14 protein-coding genes and 1 pseudogene are annotated in these 15,155 nt (G+C 62.1%); 12 read left to right on the top strand and 3 right to left on the bottom strand.

Annotated features, from left to right (window positions below; all coding sequences use genetic code 11):
• The first annotated feature begins 169 nt into the window (after positions 1-169).
• A complete protein-coding gene (floR, locus tag KF730_RS05060; RefSeq protein WP_294092659.1) occupies positions 170-1,384 on the top strand; it encodes a chloramphenicol/florfenicol efflux MFS transporter FloR in 1,215 nt (404 codons plus the stop codon).
• A 93-nt stretch (positions 1,385-1,477) separates the two neighbouring features.
• Positions 1,478-1,594: pseudogene (locus KF730_RS05055) on the top strand (DUF3363 domain-containing protein); the annotation flags it as partial.
• On the opposite strand, the gene tetR(G) reads toward KF730_RS05055, so the two are convergent.
• Complete coding sequence (gene tetR(G) / locus KF730_RS05050; RefSeq protein ID WP_294092657.1) at positions 1,591-2,217, bottom strand: tetracycline resistance transcriptional repressor TetR(G); 627 nt, start codon at positions 2,215-2,217, stop codon at positions 1,591-1,593. The pseudogene KF730_RS05055 and the gene tetR(G) overlap by 4 nt on opposite strands.
• A gap of 104 nt (positions 2,218-2,321) precedes the next feature.
• Here tetR(G) and tet(G) point away from each other — a divergent pair, with 104 nt between their 5' ends.
• The gene (gene tet(G) / locus KF730_RS05045) at positions 2,322-3,497 is read left to right on the top strand and encodes a tetracycline efflux MFS transporter Tet(G) (protein WP_063856077.1); all 1,176 of its coding nucleotides are present in this window, start codon (positions 2,322-2,324) and stop codon (positions 3,495-3,497) included.
• 92 nt (positions 3,498-3,589) lie between these two features.
• On the top strand, positions 3,590-4,504 hold the full coding sequence (locus KF730_RS05040) for a LysR family transcriptional regulator (protein WP_294092653.1): 915 nt from the start codon (positions 3,590-3,592) through the stop codon (positions 4,502-4,504).
• A gap of 83 nt (positions 4,505-4,587) precedes the next feature.
• Here KF730_RS05040 and fabF read toward each other — a convergent pair whose 3' ends face one another.
• Positions 4,588-5,850, bottom strand: coding sequence for a beta-ketoacyl-ACP synthase II (gene fabF / locus KF730_RS05035; RefSeq protein WP_294092652.1), 1,263 nt, complete (start codon positions 5,848-5,850; stop codon positions 4,588-4,590).
• Between the two features lie 4 nt (positions 5,851-5,854).
• The gene (locus tag KF730_RS05030; protein WP_294092651.1) at positions 5,855-6,364 is read right to left on the bottom strand and encodes a helix-turn-helix domain-containing protein; all 510 of its coding nucleotides are present in this window, start codon (positions 6,362-6,364) and stop codon (positions 5,855-5,857) included.
• Positions 6,365-6,563: 199 nt separating this feature from the next.
• Here KF730_RS05030 and KF730_RS05025 point away from each other — a divergent pair, with 199 nt between their 5' ends.
• From KF730_RS05025 to trbJ, 8 genes are all read left to right on the top strand, one after another.
• Positions 6,564-7,517 carry a LysR family transcriptional regulator gene (locus KF730_RS05025; protein ID WP_294092649.1) on the top strand — a complete coding sequence of 318 codons (954 nt, stop codon included), beginning with the start codon at positions 6,564-6,566 and terminating at the stop codon, positions 7,515-7,517.
• Between the two features lie 131 nt (positions 7,518-7,648).
• Positions 7,649-9,637 carry a conjugal transfer protein TraG gene (locus KF730_RS05020; RefSeq protein WP_294092648.1) on the top strand — a complete coding sequence of 663 codons (1,989 nt, stop codon included), beginning with the start codon at positions 7,649-7,651 and terminating at the stop codon, positions 9,635-9,637.
• Positions 9,638-9,647: 10 nt separating this feature from the next.
• Entirely contained in the window at positions 9,648-10,127 is a 480-nt protein-coding gene (locus KF730_RS05015; protein ID WP_365973516.1) for a CopG family transcriptional regulator, read from the top strand.
• 146 nt (positions 10,128-10,273) lie between these two features.
• Positions 10,274-11,257, top strand: a complete 984-nt coding sequence (trbB, locus tag KF730_RS05010; RefSeq protein WP_294092645.1) for a P-type conjugative transfer ATPase TrbB — start codon at positions 10,274-10,276, stop codon at positions 11,255-11,257.
• A complete protein-coding gene (locus KF730_RS05005) occupies positions 11,254-11,586 on the top strand; it encodes a TrbC/VirB2 family protein (RefSeq protein WP_294092643.1) in 333 nt (110 codons plus the stop codon). Before trbB ends, KF730_RS05005 begins: the two co-directional genes overlap by 4 nt.
• Positions 11,586-11,867: a VirB3 family type IV secretion system protein gene (locus KF730_RS05000; RefSeq protein WP_294092641.1), complete on the top strand. Its 282-nt coding sequence runs from the start codon at positions 11,586-11,588 to the stop codon at positions 11,865-11,867. The genes KF730_RS05005 and KF730_RS05000 overlap by 1 nt, the downstream gene beginning before the upstream one ends.
• 10 nt (positions 11,868-11,877) lie before the next feature.
• Positions 11,878-14,370 carry a conjugal transfer protein TrbE gene (gene trbE / locus KF730_RS04995; protein WP_294092640.1) on the top strand — a complete coding sequence of 831 codons (2,493 nt, stop codon included), beginning with the start codon at positions 11,878-11,880 and terminating at the stop codon, positions 14,368-14,370.
• Positions 14,367-15,143 (top strand): P-type conjugative transfer protein TrbJ, encoded by a 777-nt coding sequence (gene trbJ, locus KF730_RS04990; RefSeq protein WP_294092638.1) that lies wholly within the window; start codon positions 14,367-14,369, stop codon positions 15,141-15,143. Before trbE ends, trbJ begins: the two co-directional genes overlap by 4 nt.
• Positions 15,144-15,155: the final 12 nt, after the last annotated feature.

Genomic DNA, 15,155 nt, shown 5'->3' with positions numbered 1-15,155 from the left:
TGCTATTCAATTTCGTAATCGTGGAGCCATCAGCATGGGAAATTCCAAGTCAGCAGACAAGTAAGCCGCAACATCAGAATTGTTGTTGCGGCGCTCTGTAAGACCAATCCCATCTGATTGCTGGCGAGCAGACGCTGCCCGGTATCCTTAATCGAGCGGTTGATTCGTCATGACCACCACACGCCCCGCGTGGGCCTATACGCTGCCGGCAGCCTTGCTGCTTATGGCTCCCTTCGACATCCTCGCCTCGCTGGCGATGGATATTTATCTTCCAGTCGTTCCGGCGATGCCGGGCGTCCTGAACACGACTCCATCCATAATCCAACTCACGTTGAGCCTCTACATGGTGATGCTCGGTGTGGGCCAAGTGATCTTTGGGCCACTCTCCGATCGCGTCGGGCGACGGCCGATCGTGCTTGTAGGCGCAACGGCTTTCGTTGCTGCGTCTCTGGGAGCGGCTTGTTCTTCAACTGCATTAGCCTTTGTTGCGTTTCGTCTGGTTCAGGCAGTTGGAGCATCGGCCATGCTGGTGGCCACCTTCGCGACCGTGCGCGACGTATATGCCAATCGTCCCGAAGGTGCCGTCATCTACGGCCTTTTCAGTTCGATGCTGGCGTTCGTGCCTGCGCTCGGCCCTATAGCCGGTGCGCTGATCGGCGAGTTTTGGGGATGGCAGGCGATCTTCATCACACTGGCTGCACTGGCTTCGCTCGCACTCTTGAACGCCAGTTTCAGGTGGCATGAAACCCGACCGTTGGATCAGGCCAGAACGCAACGATCTGTTTTGCCGATCTTCGCGAGTCTGGCCTTTTGGGTTTACACGGTCGGATTTAGTGCCGGCATGGGCACATTCTTCGTTTTCTTCTCGACAGCCCCCCGTGTTCTCATAGGCCAAGCCGGCTATTCCGAGATCGGATTTAGCTTGGCCTTCGCGACTGTCGCGCTGGTCATGGTCACGACAACCCGCTTCGCAAAGTCCTTCGTTGCCAAATGGGGTATCGCGGGATGCGTAGCGCGCGGGATGGCGTTGCTCGTTTCCGGCGCGATCCTGTTAGGGATCGGCCAACTTTTCGGATCGCCGTCATTTTTCAGCTTCATCCTGCCGATGTGGGTTGTCGCGGTCGGCATTGTCTTCACGGTGTCCGTTACCGCCAACGGCGCACTTGCGCAGTTCGACGACATCGCTGGATCAGCGGTTGCGTTCTACTTCTGCATCCAAAGCCTGATAGTCAGTATCGTCGGGACATTGGCGGTGACGCTGTTAAACGGCGATACAGCGTGGCCCGTGATTTGTTACGCCACGGCAATGGCAGTGCTGGTGTCGTTGGGGCTGGCGCTCCTTCGATCCCGTGATGCTGCCACCGAGAAGTCGCCAGTCGTCTAGCCGACGACTGGAAGCAAGCCCGCTCCGATGCGGCGCAATAATCATCGAAACCTCGTGAATGGCGGTATCCTGTCTGGCAAGATACCGCTCATTTCCCTTGTCCCGTGGCGGCCGGTCATCGACCGCCAGCTCGGCCGTGAGGTCATGGGCATCGTGCAAAGCGGATCGGTGTCGTGGCAGTTGGGGCGGCAAAGGGGCATAAGCCTCTAATCTGTTGTAGATGAACGCAGCCGCTCGAAACCAGCGATGAGGCTGTCGAGTCCGAAGTTGAACGCAGCATCCATGCCGTCTGTTTCCAACTCGTGAAACAGATCGTGCAGGAAGGACGACGGTGCTTGCTCGGACACATCTGGCCTGTCCGGAACTCTCTCATCGGCATCAGATGCCTGCTGCTCGAGAACGGAACCGACCACATAGTGACTGACCGCCCGGAGCGCCCAAACGGCGCGCTTCGGACCAAAGCCCGCCGAGCAGAGAAAGCGTATTTGCGTCTCGGCGGTGCCAAAATTCGGTTCTGTCGGTCGAGTGCCGGCATGGATACGCGCGCCGTCGCGATAAGAGAGCAACGCCGTTCTGAAGCTCAGGGCGTTCTCTTTCAAGAACACCCGCCAGTCCTCATCGCCTTCGGGTAGTGAGCGGGTGTGGCGTTCCGCCAGCATCGCCTCCGCCAATGCGTCAAGCAGCGCTCGCTTGTTCTGGAAATGCCAGTAAAGCGCAGGCTGCTGAACCTTGAGGCGTTCAGCGAGCTTCCGCGTCGTCAGGCTGTCCATGCCAACCTCGTTCAACAGCTCCAGCGCTGCCGCGATCACGGTGCCCTTGTCCAGTTTGGTCATTCACGTTCCTTCGCCAGTGCTTGACAATTTATCACCGATAAGCTCTATGTCCACATCCTTATCGTTGATAAAGTCGCTCGCATTGAGCGGCGCTGGAGTTTCAGGTGCGCAGCTCTGCCATCATTGCCCTGCTGATCGTGGGGCTCGACGCCATGGGTCTCGGCCTCATCATGCCCGTCCTTCCGACGCTTCTGCGTGAGCTTGTGCCAGCAGAGCAGGTCGCCGGTCACTATGGTGCCTTGCTGTCGCTCTATGCATTGATGCAGGTCGTCTTCGCACCCGTGCTTGGACAGCTTTCGGATTCTTACGGTCGGCGTCCGGTGCTTCTGGCTTCCCTTGCGGGAGCCGCAGTCGATTATGCGATTATGGCATCAGCGCCGGTCTTATGGGTGCTCTATATCGGCCGACTCGTCTCCGGCATCACGGGCGCAACCGGAGCTGTAGCTGCCTCAACCATTGCCGATTCGACGGGGGAAGGTTCTCGCGCACGCTGGTTCGGCTACATGGGGGCCTGTTATGGGGCGGGCATGATTGCCGGGCCAGCACTTGGTGGCATGCTCGGTGGTATCTCTGCTCATGCCCCATTTATCGCCGCCGCCCTTCTCAACGGGTTCGCGTTCCTGCTTGCCTGCATTTTCCTCAGGGAGACCCGTCGCGGTCATGGCAAGACCGGAAAGCCGGTTCGTATCCAACCATTTGTTCTATTCCGGCTGGACGATGTGTTGCGTGGGTTGACTGCTCTTTTCGCCGTTTTCTTCATTATTCAACTGATCGGCCAAGTGCCTGCGGCCCTATGGGTTATATATGGCGAGGATCGTTTTCAGTGGAACACCGCGACCGTTGGTTTGTCGCTCGCGGCGTTTGGGGCAACACATGCGATCTTCCAAGCGTTTGTTACCGGCCCGCTTTCAAGCCGGCTTGGAGAGCGGCGCACGCTACTGTTTGGCATGGCTGCGGATGCGACTGGCTTCGTTCTTCTGGCTTTTGCCACGCAGGGATGGATGGTGTTCCCGATTCTGTTGCTGCTTGCCGCCGGGGGTGTTGGCATGCCGGCCTTGCAAGCAATGCTCTCAAACAATGTCAGCAGTAACAAGCAAGGGGCTTTGCAGGGAACGCTAACGAGCCTCACCAATCTAAGCTCTATCGCAGGACCGCTTGGCTTCACAGCACTCTATTCTGCCACCGCCGGAGCATGGAACGGTTGGGTTTGGATTGTCGGCGCGATCCTCTATTTAATATGTCTGCCAATACTACGCAGACCATTCGCAACTTCATTGTGATTTAGTCATGGTGAATTGGCATGCGTAGACTTAGGAGAAATGACAGATTAAATCTGTTGAGCAATCATCTCCTTTCGGGGCGAGTGCCAATGATGACCTTAGTTCACACTCTCGCTGTCGCCGAATATCTCAACTTCCGTCACGCCGCCAATGCGCTCGGCGTTGCACAGTCCAGCGTCAGCGCCCGCGTGAAGGCACTGGAAGAAGACCTCGGCATCCTCTTGTTCGAGCGTCATGCGCGCGGCGTTCGGCTGACCGAGGCCGGACGCCATTTCGTCGAGCGGATAGCCGTAGGTATTGACCAACTCGACCATGCGGTGAAAACCGCCGGCATGGCGGCAGCCGGAGAAAGCGGCCGGCTTCGTATCGGTATCCATGCCCTGATTCCGCATAGCTTCCTCGCAAAGCTGATCGGCCAATACCGCAAGGATTACCCCGATGTTGAAGTCGAGATCGCCGAAGGCCCGGCCCGTGAAGCGGTGGTGCAGCTTCGCGCCGGCAGGTTGGACGTGGCGTTCGTCGCGGGCACGCCCCAACCACCCGACTGCCATTCCCGTCGCACATGGACCGAACCGCTCTTGGCGGTGCTACCGGAACGGCATCCGCTCGCCAAGCGGTCAGCCGTCACATGGCCCGATTTGGCAGGCGAGACGTTCCTTGTCCGGCATGGCGGCACTGGACCGCAGGTTCATAGCCATATCGTGCTACGCCATGCCGAGCGCTTGCCTGCGCCGTCGATCCTGCGCTTCGACGTGGGGCGTGGCACCCTTTTGTCTTTGGTCGGACAGGGCTTTGGCATCACCATCGTCGGCGCGGCCACGGCGCTGTTGCCGACAAACGGCATTGTCTTTTTGCCCTTCACCGACGAGCCGGAGCCGGTCGCCTTCTCGGCTGTCTGGTCGCCGTCCAATCGCAGCGCGGCGCTTCGCAACCTGCTCAGCCTCGCTAACGACATGGGCCGGCAGGTCTGCACGAATTCGGTACTGCCACGGATAGCGAGGGCGTGAACTGCAAGTCCATCGGCACCGTACAATTAGCCAGCAGCAAGTGCGCTGTGCCGAAGCGGTCGCGGAAGCACCGTCCGGGGCTGTTATTGCCATCGCCGGAAAGCGACACTTGCATTAACGCCGCCAAAACCGAATCCGTTGGAAATGGCATGTTCCACGAGAATAGGACGTGAAGACTGGCGCACGAGGTCGATACCTGCGGCAACAGGATCGGGGGTTGCTAAGTTTCTCGTTGGGGGAGCGATTTGATCCCGTAGGGCGAGTATCGTGAAAATCGCCTCAATACCGCCTGCTGCACCAAGTAAATGTCCGGTCGCCGATTTCGTGGCGCTTACGGCCACATCATGATTGCCAAAAACGGATTTTATCGCCGCTATTTCTCCACGGTCCCCTACGGGGGTGGAGGTCGAATGAGCGTTCAAATGCTGAATATCGACTGGCTTCAACCCGGCACTCTGGAGCGCGATTTTCATCGCACGGGCCGCACCTCGACCGTCCTCTGGACCGGCAGTCATATGGTGTGCATCAGCGGTAGTGCCGTATCCTACTAGTTCGGCTATGGGCTTAGCACCCCGAGCGAGGGCATGTTCCAATTCCTCTATGACGATCAGACCCGCCCCTTCGGACATTACGAAACCATCGCGCTCGGTGTCGAACGGCCTCGACGCCAGTTCCGGGGTAGTATTGTAGCCGGTGGATAGTGCTCGCGCGGCAGCAAATGCCCCGAGACTAACCTTGTCAATGCATGCCTCTGCCCCGCCGCACAGAGCGATGTCGGCCTCGTTGGAGCGTATCAACCGCGCGGCGTCGCCGATGGCCTGAACGCTAGCAGCGCAGGCGGTTACAGGCGTGCCAATTGGGCCTGTAAATCCATACCTGATGGTAGCCTGTCCTGCCGCGAGGTTGGCGAGGAACGATGGCACGGTAAAGGGTGAGAGCCTCCTTGCTCCCCGGGTATCCGTTATGCGAACTGCCGAAGCGATAGCAGGAAACCCGCCTATACCAGAGGCGATAATTGTCGCCGTGCGCTCGCGTTCGTAGTCGCTCGTGGGATGCCATCCCGCCGTTTCAAGAGCCTCCTTCGCGGCCGCAAGTGCAAACAGAATGAAGCGATCCATTTTTCGTTGATCCTTTGTGTCAACGATCAAGTCGGGATCAAAACCGGCTTCGGAATCTTCAATCAGACTAGGAACGATTCCCCCGATCTTCACCGGTAGATCGTTGGAAATTTCATCGGGCAAACTCCTGATTCCCGATTTCCCGTCGAGAAGTCTTTTCCAGCTTGTTTCGATGCCAGAACCAAGAGGGCCAACTAAACCCATGCCGGTTACAACAATTCGGCGCATTGGATTATTCCGCTCCTTTTTCTGAGCTTATCTGCTTCACGCGATTTATGACGCGCATCGTTTCCTCTGTTGCCGCTGGGCCTGCTAGAAGAACGGTGTTTTCAGGAGTAATTTTTTCTCCAGTATCCGCATCGACCATGATGGCGCTTCGTTCCCTACCGGTTTCCCTGTCGCCGAGCCGCATGGCTATTTCATTGGGCGCAAGGTTCCGGTTCCCCCATGCGAACAGGGCGATTGCTACCGGATAAAAATCTCGCCCCTTGTCGGTAAGGACGTATTCAAATCGAGGCGGATGATCATTGTATCGTCGCCTTTCAAACAGTCCTTCCGCCGTGAGGTGTTTCAATCGCCTCGCCAAAATGTTCGCGGAAATACCGAGATTCTTCTCGAATTCATCGAATTTGCTCAACCCTTGGAAGGCGTCTCGCAGGATCAAGATGCTCCACCAGTCACCGACGCTTTCCAGCGCTCGGGCTGCGGGACACTCTAATGACAGAAAGCTTGTTCGTTGCATGACACATCCATAATGGTGTAACTTCCATCATGCAAGTCACGTGTGCGTAGTAGGCGACATAGAGGGAGGGGGCAATCCAATGCGTCATTCTAAGGAAGCCAAGCAACTGCGTCCGCTGCGGCGCGCAATGAAGCACTGTAGTGGCATTTGAGCGATGCGACGGCGGCGATTAGCACCGATGAATGGTTGCCCATGGGGCGTGCCGACCACGCTCGGATCGCGTATCCCCCTCGCATCGCTGATCCAGACGCTTGCCGTCGCCGAATATCTGAACTTCCGCCACGCGGCCAATGCGCTCGGCGTGGCGCAATCCAGCGTTAGCGCCCGCGTGAAGGCGCTGGAAGAGGACCTCGGCATCCTCCTGTTCGAGCGTCACGCGCGCGGCGTCCGACTGACCGAGGCCGGACACCACTTCGTCGAGCGGATCGCGGCCGGCGTCGATCAACTGGACCATGCCGTAAAGACGGCCGGCATGGCGGCGGCGGGAGAATGCGGCCGCTTGCGCATCGGTATCCATGCCCTGATTCCGGGCAGCTTCCCCGCCGAACTGATCGGGCAGTATCGGCAAGGCCATCCCGGCATCGAGGTTGAGATTGCCGAGGGCACGGCCCGCGATGCGGTCATGCAGCTTCGCGCCGACCGGCTCGATGTGGCGTTCGTAGCAGGTACGCCCGAACTGCCGGACTGCCACACTCGCCTGATTTGGACCGAAACGTTGATGGTCGCATTGCCGGAGGGGCATTGCCTTGCCGGGCAGCAGGCAATCACTTGGGCCGATCTGACGGACGAAACGTTCCTTGTCCGTCATGGTGGCACCGGCCCGCAGGTTCATGACCATATCGTGATGCGCTTTGCCGGGCGCTGGCCTTCGCCGTCGATCCAGCGTTTCGATGTGGGGCGCGGCACGCTGTTATCCATGGTTGGACAGGGCTTCGGCATCACCATCGTCAGCGCGGCCACGGCGCTGCTGCCGACTACCGGCATCGTCTTCCTGCCCTTTGCCGATGAGCGAGAGCCGGTTGCCTTTAGCGCCGTCTGGTCGCCATTCAGTCGCAGCACCGCGCTGAAAAACCTGCTCAACCTTGCAAACACTACAAGGCGTTTCGGCGATTCGCTCGGCCAGTTGCGCGATGGCGCGCGGCCGGCACGATAACAGCAAAGGCAACCCGTCCTATTTGCCGCCGATAGTATCCGGTAGCCCTCCGGCATCCTCTTTCCTGTTGCCTGTCCCATAATTGCCTACTCTCTGATCGGCTCCGTCTCTTTTCTCGACTGGAGCCTGCATTGCGCGGAGGCCGAATCCTTTGGGGTCAAATCGCTGTCGTCTTCGCCATCGTTCTGGTGATGGTGTGGGCAGCGACGCAATGGACGGCGTTCCGCCTCGGCTTTCAGCCCCAGCTTGGCAATCCATGGTTCGAGCTGGCGGGCCTGCCGGTCTATTACCCGCCTGCCTTCTTCTGGTGGTGGTTTTCCTTCGACGCCTATGCGCCCGCGATCTTCGTGGAGGGCGGCATCATCGCCGTATCGGGCGGCTTTCTCGCCATCGCCGCCGCCATCCTCATGTCGATTATCCGGGCACGGGAGGCGCGCAATGTTGCTACCTACGGATCGGCGCGATGGGCCGAGGATCGGGAAATCCGCACCGCCGGATTGCTCGGCCCCGATGGAGTCCTGCTCGGCCGATACGACCGGGACTATCTGCGCCATGACGGTCCCGAGCATGTCCTATGCTTCGCCCCGACCCGCAGCGGCAAAGGCGTCGGCCTCGTGGTGCCGACGCTGCTGACATGGCCGGCATCCGCCATTGTCCACGACATAAAGGGCGAGAACTGGACGCTGACAGCCGGCTTTCGGGCCAAGCACGGCCGTGTCCTGCTGTTCGATCCGACCAATGCCAGATCGTCGGCCTACAATCCGCTGCTGGAGGTCAGGCAAGGGGAATGGGAAGTCCGCGACGTGCAGAATATCGCGGATATTCTGGTCGATCCGGAAGGCAGTCTCGACAAGCGTAACCATTGGGAAAAGACTTCCCACTCGCTGCTGGTCGGCGCGATCCTGCATGTTCTCTATGCGGAGAAGGACAAGACGCTGGCGGGCGTCGCCAACTTCCTGTCCGATCCCCGCCGTCCAGTCGAGGCGACCTTGCGCGCCATGATGGATACGCCGCATCTCGGCGAGGCGGGCGTTCATCCGGTTATCGCGTCTTCGGCCCGCGAGCTGTTGAACAAATCCGAAAACGAACGGTCAGGCGTGCTCTCCACCGCCATGTCGTTCCTCGGCCTCTACCGCGATCCCGTGGTGGCGCGGGTGACGGCACGATGCGACTGGCGCATTGCCGATCTGGTCGGCAGCCGCCAGCCTGTCACGCTCTATCTGGTCGTGCCGCCATCCGACATAAACCGCACCAAGCCGCTCATCCGCCTAATCCTCAACCAGATCGGCAGGCGGTTGACCGAGGAATTGAACACGTCCGGCAAGCGCCATCGGCTGCTGCTCATGCTGGACGAGTTTCCCGCGCTCGGCAGGCTGGATTTCTTTGAATCGGCGCTCGCCTTCATGGCCGGCTACGGGATGAAATCCTTCCTGATCGCGCAGAGCCTCAACCAGATCGAAAAGGCATACGGCGCGAACAACAGCGTCCTGGATAACTGCCATGTCCGCGTCGCCTTCGCCACGAACGACGAAAGGACTGCCAAGAGGATCAGCGAAGCCCTCGGCACCGCGACGGAGATGCGCGATTCCACCAACTACGCCGGGCATAGGCTGGCCCCGTGGCTCGGGCATCTGATGGTGTCGCGGCAGGAGACGGCCCGGCCGCTGCTCACGCCGGGCGAGGTGATGCAGCTTCCGCCATCCGATGAAATCGTCATGGTCGCGGGCACGCCGCCGATCCGCGCCACCAAGGCCCGCTATTTCGAGGATGTGCGGTTGCAGGAACGCATCCTGACCCCGCCCGATCTGGTCGCCGCTCCGCTGGCGCCCAACCCATCCGCCGATGACTGGTCCGGCCGCGTGGTCGCGGCGGAAAGCCATTCCGCGCCGGCCGCCGCAGACGGGGCCGAGGGCGATCCGGCCAATGCCGGCATCCGCCGCGAGCCGGAATTGCCCGAGCATGAGGAAATCGTCGCCCCGCCGCCATCCCCCGAACAGGAGTTCGAGTTTCTGGACGACGAGCCGGACGTTGACGCGGCCAAGGCCCGCGCCATGCGCCAGCGCATGAGGATGGTGGCGCGGCAGGTGGCGATGAACCCCGATGATGGAATCGACCTTTGAGGACACGCCCATGGCAACCAGAACCCGCCTGAATCTCTATTTCGACCCCGCGCTCATTCCACAGATCGAGGCGATGGCGCTGCGTCGCTCGCTGGCGCTGCGCCGCAAGGTCTCGAAATCCGCCATCGTGGAGGCGGCGGTCATGTCCTATCTGTCCGGCGATGCCGACGACCAGCTTGAAGCCGCTATGTCGCGCCGCTTGGACAAGCTCGGCCGCCAGATCGACACGCTCGACCTGGATCTCGCCGTCCTCGGCGAGACGGTCGCGCAGTTTATCCATTTCTGGATGACCCTCACGCCGCCGCTTACGGGAGCCGCACAATCTGCTGCCCGCGCCAAAGGCGCGGAGCGGTTCGAGGGCTTCATGCAGAATCTCGGCCGGCGTCTGGCGACCGGCGACAGGTTCCTCAAAGAGCTGTCGCGTGACCTCGACTCACTTCCCGACGATCCGTTACCGGACGAGTCCGAGAGCGACTGCGATCAGGAATGAGTATTTGGACCCATCCTATTTACCGCCGTTCGCCGCCGATCACCGCACAGCGCTAGATACTTGTTGAACCAGCCCAATTCCGGGCTTTCTTAATCGACCCCGATCCGGGGACCACCTGTTGCGCCCCGCCAGAAGCCGGGGCCGACATGATGACCAACCACCACAGACAGGAAGCGATCCAGCGCGGCGCGCGCATGTTGCGCACCGCGCTCGGCCCCGCCATTGCCCGGCTGCTCGAAGACCCGGCCGTGGTCGAGGTGATGTTGAACCCGGACGGCCGCCTTTGGGTGGACCGGCTGTCCGAAGGGCTTTCCGACACGGGCGAACGGCTATCCGCCGCCGATGGTGAACGCATCGTGCGGCTGGTCGCGCACCATGTCGGCGCGGAGGTTCACGCCCGCAGCCCTCGCGTATCGGCCGAATTGCCGGAGAGCGGCGAGCGGTTCGAGGGCCTGCTGCCACCCGTGGTCGCCGCGCCGGCCTTCGCCATCCGCAAGCCCGCCGTGGCGGTCTTCACGCTAGAGGACTATGTGGCAGCTGGGATCATGACCAGTCTTCAGGCCGAAGTGCTGCGTCTGAACGTCGCCACGCGAGCCAATATTCTTGTCGCGGGCGGCACCAGCACCGGCAAGACCACGCTGACCAACGCGCTGCTCGCTGAAGTGGCGAACACGGCGGATCGCGTCGTCATCATCGAGGACACGCGCGAGCTGCAATGCGCCGCGCCCAACCTTGTCGCCATGCGGACGAAAGACGGCGTGGCGACGCTTTCCGATCTGGTCCGTTCCTCGCTGCGCCTGCGCCCGGATCGCATCCCCATCGGCGAGGTGCGCGGATCGGAAGCCCTCGACCTTCTGAAAGCGTGGGGCACCGGCCATCCGGGCGGCATCGGCACCATCCATGCCGGCACCGGTATCGGTGCGCTCCGTCGCCTTGAACAGCTCATTCAAGAGGCTGTCGTCACCGTCCCGCGCGCGCTGATCGCCGAGACCATCGACCTTATCGCCGTCCTCGCCGGGCGCGGTTCAGCACGCCGGCTCACAGAACTCGCCCGCGTCGAGAGTCTGGGGCCGGACGGCGACTACAGCATCGTCCCCGCAATCCCCGACCACACAGGAGACCTTTCATGATCCGCACTCTTTCGTGCGGCTATCGCACCATGGCGACCGCCGCATCCACCCTTGTCATCAGCCTCATGCTCGCACCGGCCGCCCATGCGTCCGGTTCGTCGATGCCGTGGGAGCAGCCCTTGCAGCAAATCCTCCAGTCCATCGAGGGGCCGGTCGCCAAGATCGTCGCCGTCATCATCATCATCGTGACCGGCCTGACTTTGGCCTTCGGCGATACAGGCGGCGGTTTTCGAAAGCTGATCCAGATCGTGTTCGGTCTGTCCATCGCTTTCGCGGCGTCGAGCTTCTTCCTGTCGTTCTTCTCGTTCGGCGGCGGGGCGCTCGTTTGATGGCGGGCGGCCTCGAACAGCTCGACGCGGTGCCGGGCTTCACGGTCCCGGTCCATCGGGCGCTGACCGAGCATATCCTGCTCGGCGGCGCACCGCGCTCCATCGCCATCATGAACGGAACGCTGGCCGGGGCCGTGGGCCTCGGCCTGCGCCTCTGGCTGGTCGGCCTCGTCATGTGGGCCATCGGCCATTTCGCGGCCGTGTGGGCGGCGAAGCGCGATCCCCAATTCGTCGAGGTCGGGCGGCGGCATCTCCGCATCCCCGGCCATCTTGCGGTGTGAGGGCGCGGCCATGATGAACCTTGCCGAATACCGCCGCACCGCCACGAGGCTCGCCGACTATCTGCCATGGGCTGCATTGGTCGGCTCCGGCGTCGTCTTGAACAAGGACGGGAGTTTCCAGCGTACCGCGAAGTTTCGCGGTCCCGATCTGGATTCCGCCGTCGCCGCCGAACTGGTCGCCGTCGCCGGACGCATCAACAACGCCGTGCGCCGTCTCGGCTCCGGCTGGAGCATTTTCGTCGAGGCGCAGCGCAGCGAGGCCGCGACCTATCCCGACAGCAAATTTCCCGATGCTGCATCGGCGCTGGTCGATGCCGAGCGGAAAGCCGGTTTCGAGGAAGCGGACGCGCATTTCGTGTCCGGCTACTTCCTGACCTTCCTCTGGCTGCCGCCCGCCGAGGAAGCGGCGCGGGCGGAAAGCTGGCTCTATGAGGGCCGCGAGCAATCCGGGATAAACCCGCACGAATTGCTGCGCGGCTTCGTGGACCGCACCGACCGCGTTCTGGCGCTGCTCGACGGCTTCATGCCCGAGTGCCGATGGCTCGATGATGCCGGCACACTGACCTATCTCCATTCGACGGTTTCCACGAACCGGCATCGCGTGCGCGTGCCGGAAGTGCCGATGTATCTGGACGCGCTGCTCGCCGATCAGCCGCTGACTGGCGGGCTGGAGCCGCGCCTTGGGGACGCGCACCTCCGCGTCCTGACCATCGTGGGATTTCCGACCGCGACGACGCCGGGCCTGCTGGACGAAATGAACCGGCTGCCGTTCCCCTATCGCTGGTCCACCCGCGCCATCCTGCTCGACAAGACCGATGCGACCCGGCTGCTGACCCGCATCCGTCGTCAGTGGTTTGCCAAGCGCAAGAGCGTCGCCGCGATTCTGAAAGAGGTGATGACGAACGAGGCGTCCGCGCTTGTGGACACCGACGCCGCCAACAAGGCGCTCGACGCCGACATGGCCTTGCAGGAACTCGGCGCGGACGTCGCGGGCATGGCCTATGTCACCGCCACGGTGACGGTATGGGACGACGATCCCCGCCTTGCCGATGAGAAGCTGCGCCTGGTCGAGAAGATCGTTCAGGGCCGCGACTTCACCGCCATGCCCGAGAGCGTCAACGCGGTTGACGCATGGCTCGGCAGCCTCCCCGGACACGCCTACGCGAATGTCCGCCAGCCGCCTATCAGCACTTTGAATCTCGCCCATATGATCCCGCTTTCAGCGGTGTGGGCGGGGCCGGAACGGGACGAGCATTTCGGCGACGCTCCATTGCTCTACGCTAGGACCGAAGGCTCAACCCCGTTCCGGTTGTCTTTGCATGTCGGCGACGTAGGGCACACCCTTGTCGTCGGCCCTACGGGCGCGGGCAAGAGCGTGCTGCTCGCCCTCATGGCGCTCCAGTTCCGCCGTTACTCAGGATCGCAGGTCTTCGCGTTCGACTTCGGCGGCAGCATTCGCGCCGCCGCGCTCGCCATGGGCGGTGACTGGCACGACCTTGGCGGCGGGCTGACAGAAGGGGACGAGGCGTCCGTTTCGCTCCAGCCGCTTGCCCGCATCCACGACACCTATGAACGCGCTTGGGCGGCGGACTGGATTGCCGCCATCCTCATGCGCGAAGGCATCGCCATCACCCCCGAGGTCAAAGAGCATCTTTGGACGGCGCTGACTTCGCTCGCCTCCGCGCCGGTCGAGGAACGCACCATCACCGGCCTTGCGGTGCTGTTGCAATCCAACGATCTGAAACAGGCGCTCCGGCCGTTCTGCGTCGGTGGGGCCTATGGCCGGCTGCTCGACGCCGAGGCAGAGCATTTGGGATCGGCGGACGTGCAGGCGTTCGAGATCGAGGGCCTTGTCGGGACCGGCGCGGCCCCGGCCGTGCTCGCCTATCTGTTCCATCGCATCGGCGACCGGCTCGACGGGCGGCCGACGCTGCTCATCATCGACGAGGGTTGGCTTGCGCTGGACGACGAGGGTTTCGCCGGCCAGCTCCGCGAATGGCTGAAAACGCTGCGCAAGAAAAACGCATCGGTCATCTTCGCCACGCAAAGCCTGTCCGACATCGACGGCAGCAACATCGCGCCCGCGATTATCGAGAGCTGCCCGACGCGGCTCCTGCTGCCGAACGAGCGCGCCATCGAACCGCAGATCACGGCCATCTATCGCCGCTTCGGCCTTAATGACAGGCAGATCGAAATCCTCGCACGGGCCACGCCCAAGAGGGATTATTACTGCCAAAGCCGCAGGGGCAATCGCCTGTTCGAGCTTGGCCTGTCCGAAGTCGGCCTCGCGCTCTGCGCCGCATCCGCCAAATCCGACCAGACCCTCATTGCGCAGATCGTCGCCGAACACGGCCGCGACGGCTTCCTCGCCGCATGGCTGCGCGAGCGCGGCGTCGAGTGGGCGGCCGACCTGATCCCGAACCTCACCAATCTTGCGGACCGGCCGGAATCCGCCGCGCCGGCCTGGCTCGATACCCACCCCACACAGGAGATTCTTCCATGACCTATCCGAAGATCGTAGGGGCCTCGGCCCTCGCGCTGGCGCTCGCCGTGCCCGTCGCGCTTTCGCCCATGCTGGCAAGCCCGGCCCATGCGCAATTCGGCTTCGGTCGCATCGTCTATGACCCGAGCAACTATGCGCAGAACGTCCTCACGGCAGCGCGCACGCTCGAACAGATCAACAACCAGATCACCAGCCTCCAGAACGAGGCGCAGATGCTCATCAATCAGGCCCGCAACCTTGCGAGCCTGCCGCATAGCTCGCTCCAGCAGCTCCAGCAGAACGTCCAGCGCACGCAGCAGCTTCTCGGGCAGGCCCAGAATCTCGCGTTCGATGTCGGCCAGATCGACCAAGCGTTCCAGCAGCAATATGGCAACGTCTCGCTGTCGGCGACCGACGCCCAACTGGTCGCCGATGCGCGCGGCCGTTGGGAAAACACGGTCGGCGGCTTGCAGGACGCGATGCGCGTGCAGGCGGGCGCGGTCGGCAATATCGACACCAACCGCGCCGAGATGGCCGCGCTGGTCGGCCAGAGTCAGGGCGCGACCGGGGCATTGCAGGCGACGCAGGCCGGCAACCAGCTTCTCGCGCTCCAGTCGCAGCAGCTTTCCGACCTGATCGCGGTCATCTCGGCAAACGGCCGCGCCGATGCGTTGACAGAAGCGGAGCACGCGACCGCCGCCGAACAGGGCCGCATCCAGCGCGAGCGGTTCCTGACGCCCGGTAGCGGCTACCAGCCCGGCAACGCGCAAATGTTCAACAACGGCAACAACTGACCGGGAGGCTCG

It is taken from the genome of Sphingomonas sp. (assembly GCF_019635515.1).
Classification (GTDB): domain Bacteria; phylum Pseudomonadota; class Alphaproteobacteria; order Sphingomonadales; family Sphingomonadaceae; genus Sphingomonas.
The sequence above is the reverse complement of the archived record's forward strand: the minus strand, read 5'-3'. Positions and strand labels throughout refer to the sequence as shown.

Bases quoted from the DNA above. Each gene is read 5' to 3' on its own strand.
- floR (WP_294092659.1), top strand. From the start codon at position 170: ATGACCACCACACGCCCCGCGTGGGCCTATACGCTGCCGGCAGCCTTG.
- KF730_RS05040 (WP_294092653.1), top strand. From the start codon at position 3,590: ATGACCTTAGTTCACACTCTCGCTGTCGCCGAATATCTCAACTTCCGT.
- fabF (WP_294092652.1), bottom strand. From the start codon at position 5,850: ATGCGCCGAATTGTTGTAACCGGCATGGGTTTAGTTGGCCCTCTTGGT.
- KF730_RS05030 (WP_294092651.1), bottom strand. From the start codon at position 6,364: ATGCAACGAACAAGCTTTCTGTCATTAGAGTGTCCCGCAGCCCGAGCG.
- KF730_RS05015 (WP_365973516.1), top strand. From the start codon at position 9,648: ATGGCAACCAGAACCCGCCTGAATCTCTATTTCGACCCCGCGCTCATT.
- trbB (WP_294092645.1), top strand. From the start codon at position 10,274: ATGATGACCAACCACCACAGACAGGAAGCGATCCAGCGCGGCGCGCGC.
- KF730_RS05005 (WP_294092643.1), top strand. From the start codon at position 11,254: ATGATCCGCACTCTTTCGTGCGGCTATCGCACCATGGCGACCGCCGCA.
- KF730_RS05000 (WP_294092641.1), top strand. From the start codon at position 11,586: ATGGCGGGCGGCCTCGAACAGCTCGACGCGGTGCCGGGCTTCACGGTC.
- trbE (WP_294092640.1), top strand. From the start codon at position 11,878: ATGATGAACCTTGCCGAATACCGCCGCACCGCCACGAGGCTCGCCGAC.
- trbJ (WP_294092638.1), top strand. From the start codon at position 14,367: ATGACCTATCCGAAGATCGTAGGGGCCTCGGCCCTCGCGCTGGCGCTC.